Below are 15,345 nucleotides of genomic sequence, written 5' to 3'. Positions count from 1 at the left end.
CGAGCCACAGCAAGCCCCTAAGCAATATAAAGCTCGCGTTTGCCATGTACCCAATGCAGACCTGACATTCATAGTCCATAAGAAGCTGATCAGGAATGAGCACACTGCCACACCCGGGTAATTGCTGTGTGAAAGCATTACTGTATTAGCGCAAACAAACATGACCTGAAAGAAAGCGGTTAGGAAGGGTTTCATGCGGAGAATAGGGATAATTGGCGAATGTGTTGATCGTATCGTTTGCATCCGGAATTAAAATGAGTAATATCTGCTTCACAGCCGTAATAATCGAATCCCATATCATGAGCGACAATACGACTCGACTGAGACCCTAAATACGGGTCCAAAATTTTAAATCCTGGTTGACAATAATTCAAAAAAGTCCACATGTACAATTCAAATGGCTTCTCAGTCGGATGGATTCGCTTTTGATTATTCTGTTTATTGCCGCGCTGAATATGTCCTTCGGCTATTGATTTCCCTTGAAACATCCCTAACCACATGAACCGGAATATGACTGTGGGTAAATCAAATGATGTCCAGGCCAACTCATAATCATTAAAGCTCGAAGTTCCATTGCATTTATCCCATACAATCCATCCTTTTGGATGATCCGTAAGCCACTCATCAAATTCGTTTCTTCGTGGTGTCTTATGAACTGGTCCAAGTTGTGGGAAGTAATTCGCGCCCCAAACAACCTGATTTATTGAAACCCTAAATATTTCTTCGAATGTTTTATCGGAAGGAAGCCCCCAGGTTGACGTTACGGGGTAATCCACGCGCTTAACTTTTATGGATGAAAACTGCTGCCCATAAAACTTCCTTTTTTCTGGGCCAGAAAAGTACGGAGGATCTGGAATAGCCAAGTCAAAAAACTTATCCGGGTACCGGGACATGAATTCCATGTTATCGCAGTGCTCTACGTGGCTTATTGGCATTTTTCTGTTGGTTTACGAACTCTTAAAACAATTCCTAATCCATTTCTTTCTGCATTTTACAGGCAAGCAACAGCCTTGTCTCCATAGGCAAAAAGCGTAGTGCCTGTGCTCGGCGAATCTCCTGTGCTGCCATCAGGCTTTATGAATTTCACTTTTCCAGTTACAAATAGTAGTGCATCACACTGTTTTGCAGCAACAGGCCACCATGGAGCGCTGGTACGATCCGGCGTTAAGGCTATCCCGTTTCCGTGGTTAAATATTTTATCCAGCCACTTCTCTTTGCTGTTTCGACCGCTAAACGGGGGATTCATCCAGACAAATCCTTCCCATCTTTCATTAAGTGAATCCTTGTGAATGAACGCTTTGGCTGGAACCTTAATATGAGTAAGGTCGAATGGTGCGGCAACATCCAAGTCGAATTCGCACTCCAATGCCTTGAAAATGTACTCTGGTGTATACCATTCATCATTTAAACTTTTACTTTCGTAGGAGGCCATTAGTTAAATCGTTAATTGTTTAGTAAAAAAGAACCGACCTCGATGACAGAAAATGCCATCTCTTCGTAAACATTATTTAGTTCATCGTAACTATCGGGATAATAATCTGAGTTTTGATGATCAATTTCATATTGTTTATCTTCTTCCGAGTCGCATGATTCGACCATTGCTGCTTTTACAGCTTCGTATTCATTTTCTGCTGTAACTGTAAATAGTTTAAGATTGTGCTCGAAAATTGCATGAATGCCTACTACGTAATTTTTCATAAGTTTTTTGTTTGACTTGGTTAAATTATTCCCACAGCTTTTTAGCCAATTCGACTTTCTGGGTCAGCTCCTTCACCTCCTTCTTTGCGTAAGTGAGGGAAAACGAATGATCCCTTTTAATGCTTCCGTCCTTTAAGCCTTGGTGTTTCCGGATTGCTTCTTCAAGTTTGAATTCAAAATATTCAATGCTTTCCGGCATGGACAGATTGATTGTGTCGGCTTTCCTTTCCCAATAGTCTGCCCTGGCGCTGTATTCGTCTGCCTTCTGAGAAAACTCGACCGACTTGCTCATCCGGTTATGGTTTCTCTCTATAAGGCCCCGGTGCCTTCCTTCGCTGTGGTGTCCTGCTTTAATAGGTTCTGCCAGCGTGAGGAAATCTTTGCCTTCGTGGGAAGCCTCCCAAAGCGCACTACTTTTGGCGTTAGCCCGAGTACTTGCATTATTCAATCGTTCTGCTTTTCTTTTCGCCCATTCTTGCACATTAAAGCCATCTGCGCGAACGATTGAATAAAAGAAAAATCCGTCTTTCTGGTAGATCAGGTTAAATACTATGCATTCATGCTCCTGGCCGTATCTTGTTTCCAGTATGATCGTCGAGCCTTTTTCGTGCTGCTCTTCACATTTTGCTAGAAAAACATTTGGGAAATACTTGCTGTAAGTGTTCATGTGTTTTTACGTTAAATCATCCGACATTTTAATTCTGCTTTTCATAAACCCTCTTTCGCGGGACAGCTTAGGGTTTTCGTGTATCCAGATATGCCCCTCCCGGCTTACTGCCAACCATGTATCGGTATCATTCAGGTATTTTCCCCTGCCCTTGGTATGGTGCACTTCAGTTGCCAACAGGTGCGGATAAACCGCGCAAAACATGTTTTCAAACTTTTCCAGGAACTCCTTACGTAGCTGGCTGTACGTTTTAAGCTCCTTTGAATGCTTTTTGCTCACCGGTTTTATTTTAACATGCTTTTTTGATTTGTGACTTTTGAAATCCGGTCGGTATCCCTGGTGGTTTTTGCAGTAGCCTTTTCCGAAAACTGTGTAGGTGCAGCCGGGGTGAGTGCATTGTTTCATTCCAGTTCCGCTCGGTCGTAGCTATTTTCGCATTCATCCATACCTAAAAGTAAAATCTCGCATGGAGCGCGGTTAATTCTCATATCAATCTCACACACAATGTCATTGTCATTTAGATAATTGCCAAACTCTTCGACTATATCAGAAAGTTTTTTAGTCATTTCGGCCATAAATTCTTGTTTATTTTTTAATGATTCGGCCATTATTTGCTTCGGCCAATCACTTTGCGTAGTTGTCTGACAATTTTCAATATTCTGGAAGTCTATAATCACTCCATTTATTGTATTTGCCATGTAATTAATGGTAGATGTTGCGAGCAGTATTTTGCTCATGTTGTCGAGTTTTTGAGAATCGTTCATTGGTTTAAAACATTGGTGGTGAAAATGGTTTTTTACATTTGGAGCAGCTTACACAACTGCCAACTACCGGATCTTCTATTTCGTCGTGATAGTCGCAGATAAGCCGGTGTCTCTCCCTCGAAGGTAGATGAGCCCACTGCTGGTAAGTGTGCCAGTGGATCGTTTTTCCGGAGGCAGACCATAATATTGGGTCTCCTTTATCATCGTGATCGCAGGTGTCCGGGATGCCATCAACGAAGATTTTTAAATCATCCGTGATAATGATTGCTGAATGAGTGTTGTTCATACTCGTTTATTGCTTTGAAAAGTGCTTATTGAGTAAATCCCTGAACGCTATTTCTGCGGTTTGTTCAACCACTGAATTGCCAATGGCACGGTGAAGATCTTCTGTAAAGTTGTACCCATTAACTGTATAGACCAGGCTGGATTCAATCGTGCGCGACTCTTCCCAGTCGTATTGATGTTCACCTTGTCCGGCTGGAAATCTGTCATAGAGCCGCTGATTACGGAGTCCCGAAGATTTGAAAAACTTGCGCGACCCGGTCGAATTTCCACTTTCTCTCTGATCAGTGCCTTGTCCGTCTTTGGAGCCATTTTGTCCATCGTAACCGGTGTTGGCCAATTCGTTACTGCTCCGTTCAGCTTCGGGGCCCTTTCTCCATTCTTCTGGTTCTGATAGTCGCCCCTGCTGGTTATTGGTGTCGGCCAGTTTTTCAGAACTACCTCGCTGAGCGGTGGAGCATTTTTTCGGTTCAGGTTGGAGTGACCCGATTTCCAGGGACTGGAAATCGGGGTCGGAAAATTCTGAATCTGTTCTGATAATTTGGGACTGAAATCTTCCCTTGTTGTCCCTCCGTGGTCTGAGGCAAGTGGAGTTCCCCAATGCACCGACTGATCCCTGAGCTTGATTTTTGCATTCGTTCCGCTGCGTATTTCCAACACTCCCCCCTCGTTCTCGGAAGAAAGTGGTGTCTTCCATAATGGCAAGGATGAATAATCTATCCCTTTGGTGCGGAGCGCCGACTTCTTCCGCTGAATAGATTCCTGGCTCAACACGGTAACCCAGATCCCGTAAGTTTCGGTAAACTTCTGGATATCCCATTGATAAGTGCCCTCTGACGTTTTCAAAGAAGCACCATGTCGGCCTGCTTTGCTTAACGATCGAGTATATAAACGGCCAAAGGTGTCTTGGATCCTGAACCCCGTTTCTGTTTCCTGCAAGGCTAAATGGTTGACAAGGATAACCTCCAATGATTCCATCAATGCGGTCTCGAAACGGATCCGGGTTGAAGGTTTTAAGATTCGACCAGATAGGTGCTGCATCCACCAAACCCGCTTCCATTGCCGTAAGAAGGTTTTCCACGATAAAGGCTTCGACTTCCACATAAGCGGCAACTCGGACTGATCGAAATATTCTTTCAAGTCCTCGTTCGATTCCGCGTATTCCTGGGCAAAGTGAGAGGATAATGGGTGATTGTTCGGTAAGATCCACATTTCTAATTTTTACAGATTTACATTTCTGGAATCTTCTCCCAGGATTTAAGTTTTAACAACCAGGTAATATATTTTTCGTCAATCGGAAAAGGATCATTCAAAACAGCTCCGGCGACTGAGCACTTTGTCCGCTTACACATCAGGCTTTGCGTCTTTTTCTTTCCGTCTGTATGCGCCCCCCAGAAAACTTCATATTCAGACTTTCCGGTTAAGGATTTGTATTTGCCGATCATGGCGGTGTAGTGTTTGGAACCGGATAGATTCTCCCGTTTTCTATTTTGATACCGGTAATTATTCCACGTGAGACATACTGCGAAACGCAAGATTTCAAAGAGCTAACAGATGAGTAATGCGAGTAGCCAGTTTTGAAAATATCATTGAATTCTATACCCGCCGGGTATCTGATTGCCATCAATTGAAGCTGTTTCACAAAGTTTTTAAAAGCAGTCATTCTTTCATTTTGCGACCCCGCAACAGATTCTTTATGATATTGCTCTATTGAAATCCTTACTACCTTCCTGTTTAGCTTTGGTCGAACAATTTCGGACACATACCCATTCCAGGATTCAAGCAGTCCGACGCCGTAATCTTTACAAACCTGCTCCTGAAACCATCTTTTATTTCCCTTAGGTACTGCGATGTATGAGTAATGAGCGAATCTCTTATTTCTTATCGCTTGTTCCAGAACAGCAAAATTAAAGCACGTTTTTACCTCAATAGCGGTTATTATGAGATCTGTTTTGACAACTATATCTATGATTCCACCTGCAACCGGCACTTCAAAGTACATGTCCTGATCTTGAAAAAAAGCAATGAAGTCCTTGGCAAGTTCTTGTTCACTTTGTGTTTTCATCTCTGTTCTGATTTGTATTTGCCGATCATGAATTAAATAAATACCTAGTCTGATAGGTCATAAAACATTAATGGTGATACTTTTAGCCACTTACAAATCCTTCCAAGCGTTTCAACTGACGGCGGGTGATTATCTCTAATTCGATACATTGTAGATCTAGATACTCCTATTTCGAAAGCAGCTTCGTCAAGCGATATGTTTTTTGTGGCTTTCGATACCATCAAGGCGGCCCAGAGATTTCCTTGTTTGAACGTGTTTTTCATAACTAATTGTTTTTTTGGATTGTTACCAAATATTTTTTGAATCTCCTTAGCTGAGTTTACGACCTGCTCACGTCTTGCCATAGGCATGGTTTCGTACAGGACTTTTACTATTTGGTCGATGGTGGGTGTTTTCATATTATGCGAAACCTAGTGACATTGGAATTCCGTTGAGCGCTGTGTTCTTGTAATAGTCTTCGATTTGCTTGGCAGAATGGATGTGACTTGTCTGATTGTTGTCGTAAATCCTGTTCTGAGCTACGTTGCATTTTAGCAGAACCGGTCCAAGTTCTCCTTCGCGATTCTTTGCAAAGATGTATTCCATGTCGTTGCTAGGAATAAAGTTCTCTCCTCTGGCTTCGGATTCGTTGGAATCGTAGTAATCCTGCCGGTAAAGGAAAATTACCCTTGTCGCGTCTTCTTCCAGTTTCCCTGAGCTCTTTAAATTGCTAAGCGTGGGTCTCCTGTCAGACTTTTCCTCTGAGCCTCGATTGAGCTGCGAAAATATGATTAGCGGGATTCCTAAGTGATCTCCAAGTTCCGTCAACTTGCTTTGAACGCTTTCAGTTATCGCCGTTTTATCAGAAGAGTTCCGAATCGTTCTGTCCCGGCAAAGTCCGATATAGTCAAGATAAACAATCTTAATCCCGTACTTTCGGTGCCACGTCCGTATCGTTCTGCAGATGTCGTTAATATCCCTGGATCTGGTATTGTCGTAGAAGTAAAGCGGGATAGACTTCGACTTGTCTCCAATCTCGGTAATAATTCTTTTCTGATTATCCGCCAGCCGCCCTTTTGTGATGTCACTTGAATTGAATCCAGAAGCGTTGGACATCATCCGTCCTGCGAGCTTTGCCGGCCGAACTTCCAAGGAAATTAAAGCAGTTGGATAGCCGATAGAAGCCGAATGAAACGAATGAAACGTAGCCGCAATCGTTTTACCCATTCCCGGCCGCGCTGCGATAATCACCTTGTCGTCATACTCCCAACCACCGGTAATCTTGTCCAGTGAGCTAATTCCGGTCGGTATCCCGGTAATTCCATTAACCGGATCCCGGTGCATTAGGTCATAAAGACCGTCTACGGCTTCACCCATGGAAATCGCTTCCGTCTGCTTATTGCGCGTCATCACGATATTTGTAGCATCTGTTACCTCAGATTCGATGTCTTCAATCGTTTCGTTCAGTTCAATCATTTGCAGAATCCTGAGCGATTTTGTCAAAAGTGCACGTTTTGTAGATAACTCAACCAGGGCCTCTGCATTGTTCACCAGCGACCGTTCCGATGTGAAATACTTCTTCATTTGCTGGTAATGATCCAGAATGTCTTTTCGTCCGGATGTAATAATTTGTGGAAGAATAGAGCTTTGCGTAACTGCCACGCCGGAGAAGTGTACTTTCATCACGACTGAAAAAAGATACCGGTTGTCGCTGTTGTAAAAACAATCATCATCCAAGAGGTCTTCGACCTGATAAATCAGCTCAGGCCTGTTGCAGATCACAGAAAGTACGTCTTTCTCGATCTCAAAACTTTGGGGAGGAGCTATTTGATCCACGTAGAGAAATTGCGTAAAAGTGATTGAATTGATCGTCTGTTATGTCTCCATCGGCCAGCATTTCGTAAAGCGATTCTAGCCTTCCTTCATGCGTTTTTAGCCGCTGTTTCAAGTCTTGTCTTGATTCTTGGCTGGAAATCATCATTTTTTTTACCAGTCCGACAGGAATTTTATTTGTCATGGTGACGGATCGTTTAGATATTTTCTTCGTGGCTGAATGGGGTAAACTTTTGCTTCGGGCAATCCAAAGTTCCTTTCGTCAAGCCAGCACTTGCCGTTCAGGTAAGTAAGCGGGTTCTTCTGGTATTTTATTTCGGTTATCGTTGTCCTGTATTTCGGGATGTCATCAATGATTAGCTCTCGTTCACTATCCGTCAATGAATTCCATTTTTTTTGGCATTTTACCTTGTCATCCTTTTTCCCGTACAAATCCCAAAAAACCTGAAACTCTATGTTTATTGGTTTATTGGTTTGTTGGTTTATTGGTTTAATTATACTATCAATGCTTTGTACAGTGCTTTCACTTTGCGTTGTACAGTGCGTTGTAAGTGCTTTGTCAAGTGCTTTGTCAAGTGCTTTGTCAAAATTTGATAGAGCAACTATGCAAGCGGTGTACTGATTTTTCGATTCCTGAACCATTTCGATAAAGCCCCATTCTACCAAATCTGATAGCACTTTTTTATAGGTATTGTAGGATTTTATACCATTTGCCATCATAGCCTGGGAAGCCGGTGAAGCAAATTTCTTGACCCACCCTAGCCGGTTATTCAGTTCGACATTCCATAGGTATACTCCGGTGTGATTACCGCTCACCATGTCTGTATTTTCAAAAGCAAAATCAAACCAAGCGCGGGTATATTCGTAACTGCTCATTTTGCGAGATTTAGCGCGCTTCGATTGACTCCAGATTCTTAATTTTGTTCTGTTTCGCTATATATTCTTTTCGAATTGTGGCCAATTCTTCATGAATATTGGGATCGTACCATCTTCCTTTCACGCATTGATAAACATTATTGTACGCGTATTCTTTGCCGTACGCGGTCCTAATACCCTTACTGTTAAGCCTTTCTGCAATGGTTTTGTATACGTTAAACCACTTAGGGAACACATCCAATAAATAATTCAAGTCTTTCACTTGTTTGGAATTGTTCAACTCTTGTTTATCTTTGTTACCCATAGTGTAATTATTATTTATTAATGATTACAAATATAAACAATCGAATAATTAAAACAAACAATTGAATAAAACTATGAAAGAAATTATGAATCGATTTGTAGATTGGATCAACGAAAAAGGAGGTCCTACGCCGGTTGCGATAGCTATAGGTAAGACCCCGCAAAGTTTTTACAATTACACCAATAGGGGGAGTAAGCCGAACATGCAGATATTTGCCTTATTGGCGAATAAGTTTGATGATTTTGACTCGACTTATATTCTCACTGGAAAAAAGTCAGAGCATCCAGTTGAAGAATTAAAAAAGAAGGTGATGGAACTTGAAGCAGAAAGAAACGCCGTTCAATCAATGTATAAAGAGGCGCTCCGAAATGAGGCTCTGCTGGGAAAGGGTAAGGGCGTATCCAATCACCCACAGGTAGACCGGCCAGGATCAAGCGAAAAACTTACATCAATCGTAAGGAAAAATATAGGCATTGCAAATTTGTCAAGCCTTAGTTTCGCTTTGAAAAATAGCCGTCCAAACTAACTGCGGATGCGTCATAGTTGATTAATTAATCGACAGGGAACGACCGCAAAAATGGCTACCACCATTTAAACAAAGAGATTTTCGGACCATAAAAAGCGGCCAAATCCTTTAAAATTGCGGTTATTAGAAATTGTATTGCCGGGCTGTTCTTCAACCTCCGTCTCCACAAGAGTAATAATCAAATCTTTCAAAAGCCCGTAAAACTGATTTACGGGCTTTTGCTTTTTTCCGCTACTCTAAGTTCAGGCCTAAGGGACGAATTCGGTGGTAATGAATGTTGTGGGTGTCTAAGAGTTTGATTATTAGCTTTTTGTGGGTGTGGTTTCGACTCCCTCCGCTTCCACTCTAAGTACAATTAAACGCTCAAAATGCCCGTAGATCAATCATTTTCGCGCATTTTCTTTTCTGCCGGAGATTGCAAAACATTCATTTTTTATCAAAAGCCACGGGACGAATTCGGGACTGATCTGATCCTACCAAATTTAGTCCCGAATTCGTCCCTTCGACACTTGTAAGGTGCTGTGAAACAGTAAGATGTTCACAAAATGAACATCTTGAATGATAAGTTTTTGAAATATACTTTTAAACAAAAAAACGGAGAGATGGAAGCAAGCATGAATGTTCTTTTTTCAGTTAGAAAGTCAAAGATCAATCGGAACCGCCAATTGCCAATTTATATCAGGGTCACGATTGGCGGATCAAGGTTTGAGACATCGACAGGAAAGACGGTTCTGGAGGAAAAATGGTCGGCCGACTCCGGAAGAGTCAAGGGATCATCAATTGAAGCTAGAGAGATCAATGTTTTTTTGGATTCTCTTATTGGTAAAGCGCATGGTATTCAACGGCAGATTATTCAGGAAGGATTGGTGATGTCGATTGAAGTTTTTAAAAACAAGTGGTTAGGTGTCGACGAAAAATCAGTTGACTTATTGAAAGTGTTTGAAGATCACAATTCAAAGATCAATGATCTTGTAGGGATAGAATACGCATATGCTACCTACTTGCGCTATCAGACAACCTTAAGGCACACACGTGAATTTATTTTTTGGAAGTTCAATGCTAAACAGATGGATGTCAGTAAACTAAATTTTCAATTTATTTCCAACTTCGAATTTTACCTCAAAAGCGTTAAAAAAGTCGGGCATAACGCTACGATGAAATACTTGGCCAACTTGAAAAAGATCGTTTTGATCTGTGTTAAAAGCGAATTCATACCTCGCGACCCCTTTTTTGCATTCAAAATGGCAAAACACGAAGTGGACCGGACAGCGTTAACTGAGCAGGAAATGAAATCCATTGAAGGTAAGAATTTCGATATTCCTCGTCTTGAACAGGTGAGAGATATCTTTCTATTTTGCTGCTACACTGGGCTTGCGTACGCGGATGTTGCGAAACTAAAAGCGTCGGACATTGGCGAAGGCACTGTCGGAGAAAAATGGATTAATATTAAACGGCAAAAAACAGACTCAGTTGCTAGAATTCCACTGCTGCCCCAGGCATTAAGGCTACTAAGAAAATACGAAAATCATGCAGGCGCAGAGCGAGGTCTTTTGCTTCCTGTGTTATCTAACCAAAAGATGAACGCATATCTCAAAGAAATCGGGGATGTTTGTAACATTCGAAAGCCGATCACCTTTCACCTAGCCCGGCATACTTTTGCGACCACTGTCACACTTTCCAATGGTGTTCCGATAGAAAGTGTCTCCAGAATGCTGGGTCATCGTAGCTTAAAAACTACCCAAATATATGCAAAGGTCGTTGATGCAAAATTAAGTCAGGACATGAGAAGACTATCTGAACTACTCCATACCAAAAACAGCGATTAGGTTCGTCTTTTTCACTTTTTGAGTGACATGTAAGTAGGATCCATAGGTGGAGAGCGCGGACGGTTTGTGATAATCCACCATGATTAAACATAAGTCCGTCCGCAGCCAGCCATTAAAGACACAATTTAGTCAGAAAAGTTATTTGTTTGAAGGGCTACCTACGAAGAGTTAATAGAGGTTTTGACCCTCAAGGTATGTTTGACAAACAAACTCGGCAAAAGGGCAGCTAAATAAGTGGCCCTAGTATTTCAGTTATTGTTTAAAGCCGCCAAAAGCTTCCGGCATAATGGCGGCTTTTCTATTGTTCAGACCTATCAAAATCACGCCGCCAGCACATGCGTGCACTTATTCCATTTCCTTTTGGCTGATAAAGGGCCACTGTTAGAAGGGCTTACTTTTTCTCGTTTTTTCTTTGTCAAACATCCATTTAAAGAGAGCGAGAGGAAGAGTGAAAAACAATTTTCAACTTCTAACATGTTAAGATCATGGCTCACAATTTGAATTTCAACGAGACTACCGGCGAACACTCATTCTTTTCTGTAAAGGAAAAACCGTGGCATTGCCTCGGACGGATCGTCGACGAATACCCAACTAGCGCCGAGGCGATCGCTTTTGCGGGCCTGGATTACGAGGTTCAAAAGGCTACTCTCCTGGCTAATTTGCCGTCTGAGGGAAGCGATCAATCAGAACCCTTTGTGCCGGTCGGGGGGTATTTCGCAACTATGCGAGCTGATACAAAAGCGGTACTCGGTGTAGTTGGTAGAGAATACCAGATAGTTCAAAATCGCGATGCATTCACATTCTTTGACAGCATCGTGGGTGGGGACGGGATTTTGTATGAGACTGCTGGTGCGTTGGGCAAAGGAGAAAGGATTTTTATTACCGCCAAGTTGCCGGGTTATATTCAAGTTGGGGCCGATGACCTGATCGAAAAATATCTCTTTCTTACGACCTCCCACGACGGTAGCGGTAGTATCACGGCTGCGTTTACACCGGTCCGGATCGTATGCGCAAACACGCTGAACGCTGCTATGAAAAACATGACCAATGTTGTTAAAATTCGCCACACCAGCAATGCTAAGGACCGGCTCAGAACAGCACATAACTTGATGGGTATAGCCAACCGGTTTAGCGACGAAGTCGGTCAGGTATTCAACACTTGGGCGAAGAAGCGTATTAGTGATCCCGAGCTAAAAAAGCTTATCGAAATTGCGATGGCACCAAACAAGGAAGTCCTCGGGAATATTCGCGACGGAAAGGTTCATGCGCTGTCTACCCAGTTCCTTAATATTGTCGATGATGTGTATGAATATGCGCTTAGTAATCCTACTCAGCAGCTCCGGACTACGATGGGAACCGTGTTTGGCGCTTACAATGCAGTCACAGGGTATTTTCAGAATGTCCGCAAGTTTACCGACGACGAAGCAAAACTCAAATCAATTGTGCTCGGTGGAACAGGTCAGTTGCGAGGACAGGCAGCATTCAACTTGTGTGATGAATTTGCCCGCCGAGGTACAAATGCTTTCAATCTTAACTAAAAGAATCGCCGCCCCCGGAGACGGGGCGGCATTTAAATTTATAAATATGAAAACAAAAGCCGCCTTCGGGTCGAAGCCTCAATTGGCTCCGATCCGAAGGCGGTTGATTGTCATAGAAACTCTAATCTATCTGGTATTTAAGATTTCGACTAAGCACAAGAGAAGCCCAGCGACGATGCATCCGGCAGAGAACAGCATAAAAAGACCTTCTAGCGTCGAAATGAATATCGCACTCCAATAGTTATCATAGAATTGTGCGCCGCCAAGTCCTCGCCTGTTGAATCTGCGCCTTCCTATTAAGAGCCGTATTCCTAGCCCAGCTGAAAACAAGAGTAAACCGTAAACCATGACCGAAGTCATACTGAATGCAATGATCATAGCTCCAATGATTTTTTGTTATTTCAGATCCAAGGTAGTCTGTTTCCGCAGCTGTTTCCAGCATTGAGACAAGCCTGCATAGAAATTGCAATTACTTGACAAGCCATACCTTGCTGCCTTGCTTGGGATGAAAAGAGGGCAGGTATTTGATGTATCCGAACGCTTCGAGCTCCTTTAGATACTTGTGGTACGTAGCAGAACTTCGAGTGCGGGCGAGTTGCATGATTAGTGCTCGAGTTACCTGAAACGGGCTAGACTGACGGTTCCGGTCCCAAATTAGTAACAATGCGAGATACGTTCCCACGTGCCAGACTTTCACCCGGCGGTCAGCCAGGATTTTTGCAAAATGCTTTGAAATTGGTCTTTCCATCATTTCTTTCTTTTAGTTTCCGCATGGAGCAGCAGCTCGATATCTCCCAATGCATAGTAAAATGAGCCTCCAATCTTGTTGGGTTTCAAATGACCCGACACCCGGAGGTTTTGAAGCGTGCCGGCCGAAATGTTGAGCATTTTACGTACATCGGCACTCTTCAGCCATTTCCGTGGCTCCGTTCGGGTCGCTGTAAGAATCTTTTTCAAGTCTTCTAAAAGCTCCCGCCTTAGCAATTGCAAATCTTCTTTTGTGATGACTTCGATGTTCATTATAGATACAGGTTTTGGAGACTTTATTCCGGTAGGATAATCTTGCTGGGCCTGTTTTTGTTAAATGATGGCTCATATGCGATATACCCAAACTGACTCAGTTCGCGTACCGTTCGGTAGTACGTTTTGCCGCTTGATATTTTGGCTAGCTGCATTAATTCAAATCCAAACATGCAAAGTGTACCTGTTTCGAGTTTCCCGGCTGCTTGGAGAATCGCGGTGAAGACACTTATGTGGGTAACGTTAATTCTCGCGTCGGCACTGATCTTCCCAAAAAAGCGGTTTAGTTGGTTTCCGATATCCATGGCTCACTGACTAATCGACATTGACTTTGATTTCTTTGGCTTTTTAGGCGCACGATGATACTCTCCTTCGCCACCTACGAGCTCGTCAGCCGGCTTTTGTTCACTTTTGTTGGCGATTCCTCTCGAAACCTGCTGTGATTGCTTGCAATAGATTCGGTGCATGTTTGCATCGTAGACGGTAACAGACTTAAATTGGGGATTGGCCTCAATATGTCTGCGTTGTTCTGTGCCGTTTTCTAGAAACGTAACGAGCTGCCTGTTTCCTTTTTGGAGGGAATCGATGATCCTTTCACGATCCTGATTATTTTGGAGTTCTTTAATCGGCAGGCTAGCCAACTCCTTATTTAGGTCAAAACCGTAGTTCTGGTGATATTGTTTGAGTCTGAAATTACCGGCTGCATCGGTTTGCTTGAAGTCCATTTCAAGCCAGGCATTGTAAATCTTTCCTTCCTTGTTGGTCAGATCCTTGTTCACTGCCCGGCCACTTATTAGATTGTAACCTTCTTTTAGGGTGATGTTGTTATCCTTGCCCATGTAAAAGGTTTGATTCACCTTTTCGGTTGACTTGTCAGGTTTTATAGAAGTCTGATAGTTATTGAAAAAGTACATATCGGTAATCGATGACCTTTTGAAGTTCAGCGTACTTGTTACCTCATCTTTACCGAATGCTGTTTGATGTTGCACGCTGAATTCAAGCGGTTGCTTTTTGATGTTCTCTCTCAGCTGAGCCTCCAGCCCGTCGCCAAAACCTGAATACTTTACCTGATCGCGTAGGTATTCGAAATTTTTCTCATTCATGATTTCTATGATTTAAGGTTGAATTATTTAGTCGTCAATGGAAGGGATTTCAGGATATGCCTGTTTCGAACTTTAAGGTTCAGATGCCTGCCGCCGTTTTTTTCATAGAGCGCGATTGACAAAAGCTTTTTGTCCGGAATTGTCATCTTGGGTATTGCGTAAACGAAAGTGTGCTGCGCGTTTGGGCCGACTGAGGTCGTATCACTCAGCACGCGGAATGGCTTGATATAGGTTTCCTGAATCGCTGTACGCTTAGGTCGTTTTTTGTCCCTGATGGAAAGCGTAAGGGTCTCGATATCATATTTGATAGGCGAATTGTTGGTAAGCGTCAGTTTGCAAAGCAAAATATCGCCGCAGATGTAAATACCTGATAGCTCTAATTTTGCCTGAGAAGATTGATCTTTTATACTGACATTACTGGAATCGTTTTGACTAGCTTGGATTAACGCATGCTCAATCTCCGCTTCGTTTGGTTCTGCTACTGACGTAGCGCCAACGTTCATTGATTTACCGATTCTTATATTAATTGAGACAGGATTCGGACAGTAGCTCGCTATAAACGAGTAAAGCGTCCCATCACCTGTGATAACAGTCAGATTGGTCGTATCGAAAGATGCCATAGCGGCTTTGACTTGCAGGACGTTGTCAAAGCCAGCTGCCGTTTGCGCGAGGATTTCTCCATTCCCTCGGTCCACCGTTTTGATGTTGTATGGAAATACTAGGTGGGTAGTTTTGCTGGTGGTGATTTCAAGTGGAATTGCTTGTATAGCGCTCGTTTCGACGCCTTGGCAAATGGCTATTCCGACAAAGCTCAGGCATAGCAGTAGCTGACTCAAAAGAAAATTTCTCATGATAGTTGAATCT

Annotated in this window: 18 protein-coding genes; 3 read left to right on the top strand and 15 right to left on the bottom strand. The window is 42.8% G+C overall.

The window, feature by feature from the left end; translation table 11 throughout:
* Positions 1–191 precede the first annotated feature (191 nt).
* The 11 genes from KOE27_RS13070 to KOE27_RS13020 all read right to left on the bottom strand — a co-directional run bounded on the left by KOE27_RS13070 (position 192) and on the right by KOE27_RS13020 (position 8,107).
* Entirely contained in the window at positions 192–935 is a 744-nt protein-coding gene (locus KOE27_RS13070) for a DNA methyltransferase (protein WP_215239303.1), read from the bottom strand.
* Between the two features lie 56 nt (positions 936–991).
* Positions 992–1,432: a phage N-6-adenine-methyltransferase gene (locus tag KOE27_RS13065; protein ID WP_215239302.1), complete on the bottom strand. Its 441-nt coding sequence runs from the start codon at positions 1,430–1,432 to the stop codon at positions 992–994.
* Between the two features lie 11 nt (positions 1,433–1,443).
* On the bottom strand, positions 1,444–1,698 hold the full coding sequence (locus KOE27_RS13060; protein WP_215239301.1) for a hypothetical protein: 255 nt from the start codon (positions 1,696–1,698) through the stop codon (positions 1,444–1,446).
* Between the two features lie 25 nt (positions 1,699–1,723).
* Positions 1,724–2,365 (bottom strand): DUF3560 domain-containing protein, encoded by a 642-nt coding sequence (locus tag KOE27_RS13055; RefSeq protein WP_215239300.1) that lies wholly within the window; start codon positions 2,363–2,365, stop codon positions 1,724–1,726.
* A 6-nt stretch (positions 2,366–2,371) separates the two neighbouring features.
* On the bottom strand, positions 2,372–2,644 hold the full coding sequence (locus KOE27_RS13050; RefSeq protein ID WP_215239299.1) for a hypothetical protein: 273 nt from the start codon (positions 2,642–2,644) through the stop codon (positions 2,372–2,374).
* Positions 2,645–2,766: 122 nt separating this feature from the next.
* Complete coding sequence (locus tag KOE27_RS13045) at positions 2,767–3,129, bottom strand: hypothetical protein (protein ID WP_215239298.1); 363 nt, start codon at positions 3,127–3,129, stop codon at positions 2,767–2,769.
* Between the two features lie 292 nt (positions 3,130–3,421).
* Positions 3,422–4,621 (bottom strand): DNA cytosine methyltransferase, encoded by a 1,200-nt coding sequence (locus tag KOE27_RS13040; RefSeq protein WP_215239297.1) that lies wholly within the window; start codon positions 4,619–4,621, stop codon positions 3,422–3,424.
* A gap of 231 nt (positions 4,622–4,852) precedes the next feature.
* Complete coding sequence (locus KOE27_RS13035) at positions 4,853–5,476, bottom strand: hypothetical protein (RefSeq protein ID WP_215239296.1); 624 nt, start codon at positions 5,474–5,476, stop codon at positions 4,853–4,855.
* A gap of 44 nt (positions 5,477–5,520) precedes the next feature.
* Positions 5,521–5,874: a helix-turn-helix domain-containing protein gene (locus KOE27_RS13030; protein ID WP_215239295.1), complete on the bottom strand. Its 354-nt coding sequence runs from the start codon at positions 5,872–5,874 to the stop codon at positions 5,521–5,523.
* Between the two features lies 1 nt (position 5,875).
* Positions 5,876–7,291, bottom strand: coding sequence for a replicative DNA helicase (locus KOE27_RS13025; protein ID WP_215239294.1), 1,416 nt, complete (start codon positions 7,289–7,291; stop codon positions 5,876–5,878).
* Positions 7,292–7,468: 177 nt separating this feature from the next.
* Complete coding sequence (locus KOE27_RS13020; protein WP_215239293.1) at positions 7,469–8,107, bottom strand: hypothetical protein; 639 nt, start codon at positions 8,105–8,107, stop codon at positions 7,469–7,471.
* Positions 8,108–8,541: 434 nt separating this feature from the next.
* Between KOE27_RS13020 and KOE27_RS13015 the strand changes: the two genes are divergently transcribed.
* From KOE27_RS13015 to KOE27_RS13005, 3 genes are all read left to right on the top strand, one after another.
* The gene (locus KOE27_RS13015) at positions 8,542–8,994 is read left to right on the top strand and encodes a hypothetical protein (RefSeq protein WP_215239292.1); all 453 of its coding nucleotides are present in this window, start codon (positions 8,542–8,544) and stop codon (positions 8,992–8,994) included.
* A 545-nt stretch (positions 8,995–9,539) separates the two neighbouring features.
* Positions 9,540–10,820, top strand: coding sequence for a site-specific integrase (locus tag KOE27_RS13010; protein ID WP_229252764.1), 1,281 nt, complete (start codon positions 9,540–9,542; stop codon positions 10,818–10,820).
* A 485-nt stretch (positions 10,821–11,305) separates the two neighbouring features.
* Positions 11,306–12,358 (top strand): DUF932 domain-containing protein, encoded by a 1,053-nt coding sequence (locus KOE27_RS13005; protein WP_215239291.1) that lies wholly within the window; start codon positions 11,306–11,308, stop codon positions 12,356–12,358.
* A 469-nt stretch (positions 12,359–12,827) separates the two neighbouring features.
* Here KOE27_RS13005 and KOE27_RS13000 read toward each other — a convergent pair whose 3' ends face one another.
* The 4 genes from KOE27_RS13000 to traN all read right to left on the bottom strand — a co-directional run bounded on the left by KOE27_RS13000 (position 12,828) and on the right by traN (position 15,332).
* Positions 12,828–13,109, bottom strand: a complete 282-nt coding sequence (locus KOE27_RS13000; protein ID WP_229252763.1) for a hypothetical protein — start codon at positions 13,107–13,109, stop codon at positions 12,828–12,830.
* A complete protein-coding gene (locus KOE27_RS12995) occupies positions 13,106–13,378 on the bottom strand; it encodes a helix-turn-helix domain-containing protein (RefSeq protein ID WP_215239290.1) in 273 nt (90 codons plus the stop codon). Before KOE27_RS12995 ends, KOE27_RS13000 begins: the two co-directional genes overlap by 4 nt.
* Positions 13,379–13,686: 308 nt before the next feature.
* Positions 13,687–14,481: a hypothetical protein gene (locus tag KOE27_RS12990; protein WP_215239289.1), complete on the bottom strand. Its 795-nt coding sequence runs from the start codon at positions 14,479–14,481 to the stop codon at positions 13,687–13,689.
* A 23-nt stretch (positions 14,482–14,504) separates the two neighbouring features.
* A complete protein-coding gene (gene traN, locus KOE27_RS12985; RefSeq protein WP_215239288.1) occupies positions 14,505–15,332 on the bottom strand; it encodes a conjugative transposon protein TraN in 828 nt (275 codons plus the stop codon).
* Between the last annotated feature and the right edge of the window lie 13 nt (positions 15,333–15,345).

Origin of the sequence: Dyadobacter sp. CECT 9275 (genome assembly GCF_907164905.1) — a bacterium.
Classification (GTDB): Bacteria; Bacteroidota; Bacteroidia; order Cytophagales; family Spirosomataceae; genus Dyadobacter; species Dyadobacter helix.
The sequence above is the reverse complement of the archived record's forward strand: the minus strand, read 5'-3'. Positions and strand labels throughout refer to the sequence as shown.

What these genes read in the sequence shown, in the direction of transcription:
- KOE27_RS13005 (WP_215239291.1), top strand. Translation starts at nt 11,306, where the DNA reads ATGGCTCACAATTTGAATTTCAACGAGACTACCGGCGAACACTCATTC.
- KOE27_RS12995 (WP_215239290.1), bottom strand. Translation starts at nt 13,378, where the DNA reads ATGAACATCGAAGTCATCACAAAAGAAGATTTGCAATTGCTAAGGCGG.
- KOE27_RS13015 (WP_215239292.1), top strand. Translation starts at nt 8,542, where the DNA reads ATGAAAGAAATTATGAATCGATTTGTAGATTGGATCAACGAAAAAGGA.
- KOE27_RS13070 (WP_215239303.1), bottom strand. Translation starts at nt 935, where the DNA reads ATGCCAATAAGCCACGTAGAGCACTGCGATAACATGGAATTCATGTCC.
- KOE27_RS13030 (WP_215239295.1), bottom strand. Translation starts at nt 5,874, where the DNA reads ATGAAAACACCCACCATCGACCAAATAGTAAAAGTCCTGTACGAAACC.
- KOE27_RS13065 (WP_215239302.1), bottom strand. Translation starts at nt 1,432, where the DNA reads ATGGCCTCCTACGAAAGTAAAAGTTTAAATGATGAATGGTATACACCA.
- KOE27_RS13055 (WP_215239300.1), bottom strand. Translation starts at nt 2,365, where the DNA reads ATGAACACTTACAGCAAGTATTTCCCAAATGTTTTTCTAGCAAAATGT.
- traN (WP_215239288.1), bottom strand. Translation starts at nt 15,332, where the DNA reads ATGAGAAATTTTCTTTTGAGTCAGCTACTGCTATGCCTGAGCTTTGTC.
- KOE27_RS13060 (WP_215239301.1), bottom strand. Translation starts at nt 1,698, where the DNA reads ATGAAAAATTACGTAGTAGGCATTCATGCAATTTTCGAGCACAATCTT.
- KOE27_RS13035 (WP_215239296.1), bottom strand. Translation starts at nt 5,476, where the DNA reads ATGAAAACACAAAGTGAACAAGAACTTGCCAAGGACTTCATTGCTTTT.
- KOE27_RS12990 (WP_215239289.1), bottom strand. Translation starts at nt 14,481, where the DNA reads ATGAATGAGAAAAATTTCGAATACCTACGCGATCAGGTAAAGTATTCA.
- KOE27_RS13000 (WP_229252763.1), bottom strand. Translation starts at nt 13,109, where the DNA reads ATGATGGAAAGACCAATTTCAAAGCATTTTGCAAAAATCCTGGCTGAC.
- KOE27_RS13010 (WP_229252764.1), top strand. Translation starts at nt 9,540, where the DNA reads ATGAACATCTTGAATGATAAGTTTTTGAAATATACTTTTAAACAAAAA.
- KOE27_RS13020 (WP_215239293.1), bottom strand. Translation starts at nt 8,107, where the DNA reads ATGGTGAGCGGTAATCACACCGGAGTATACCTATGGAATGTCGAACTG.
- KOE27_RS13045 (WP_215239298.1), bottom strand. Translation starts at nt 3,129, where the DNA reads ATGAACGATTCTCAAAAACTCGACAACATGAGCAAAATACTGCTCGCA.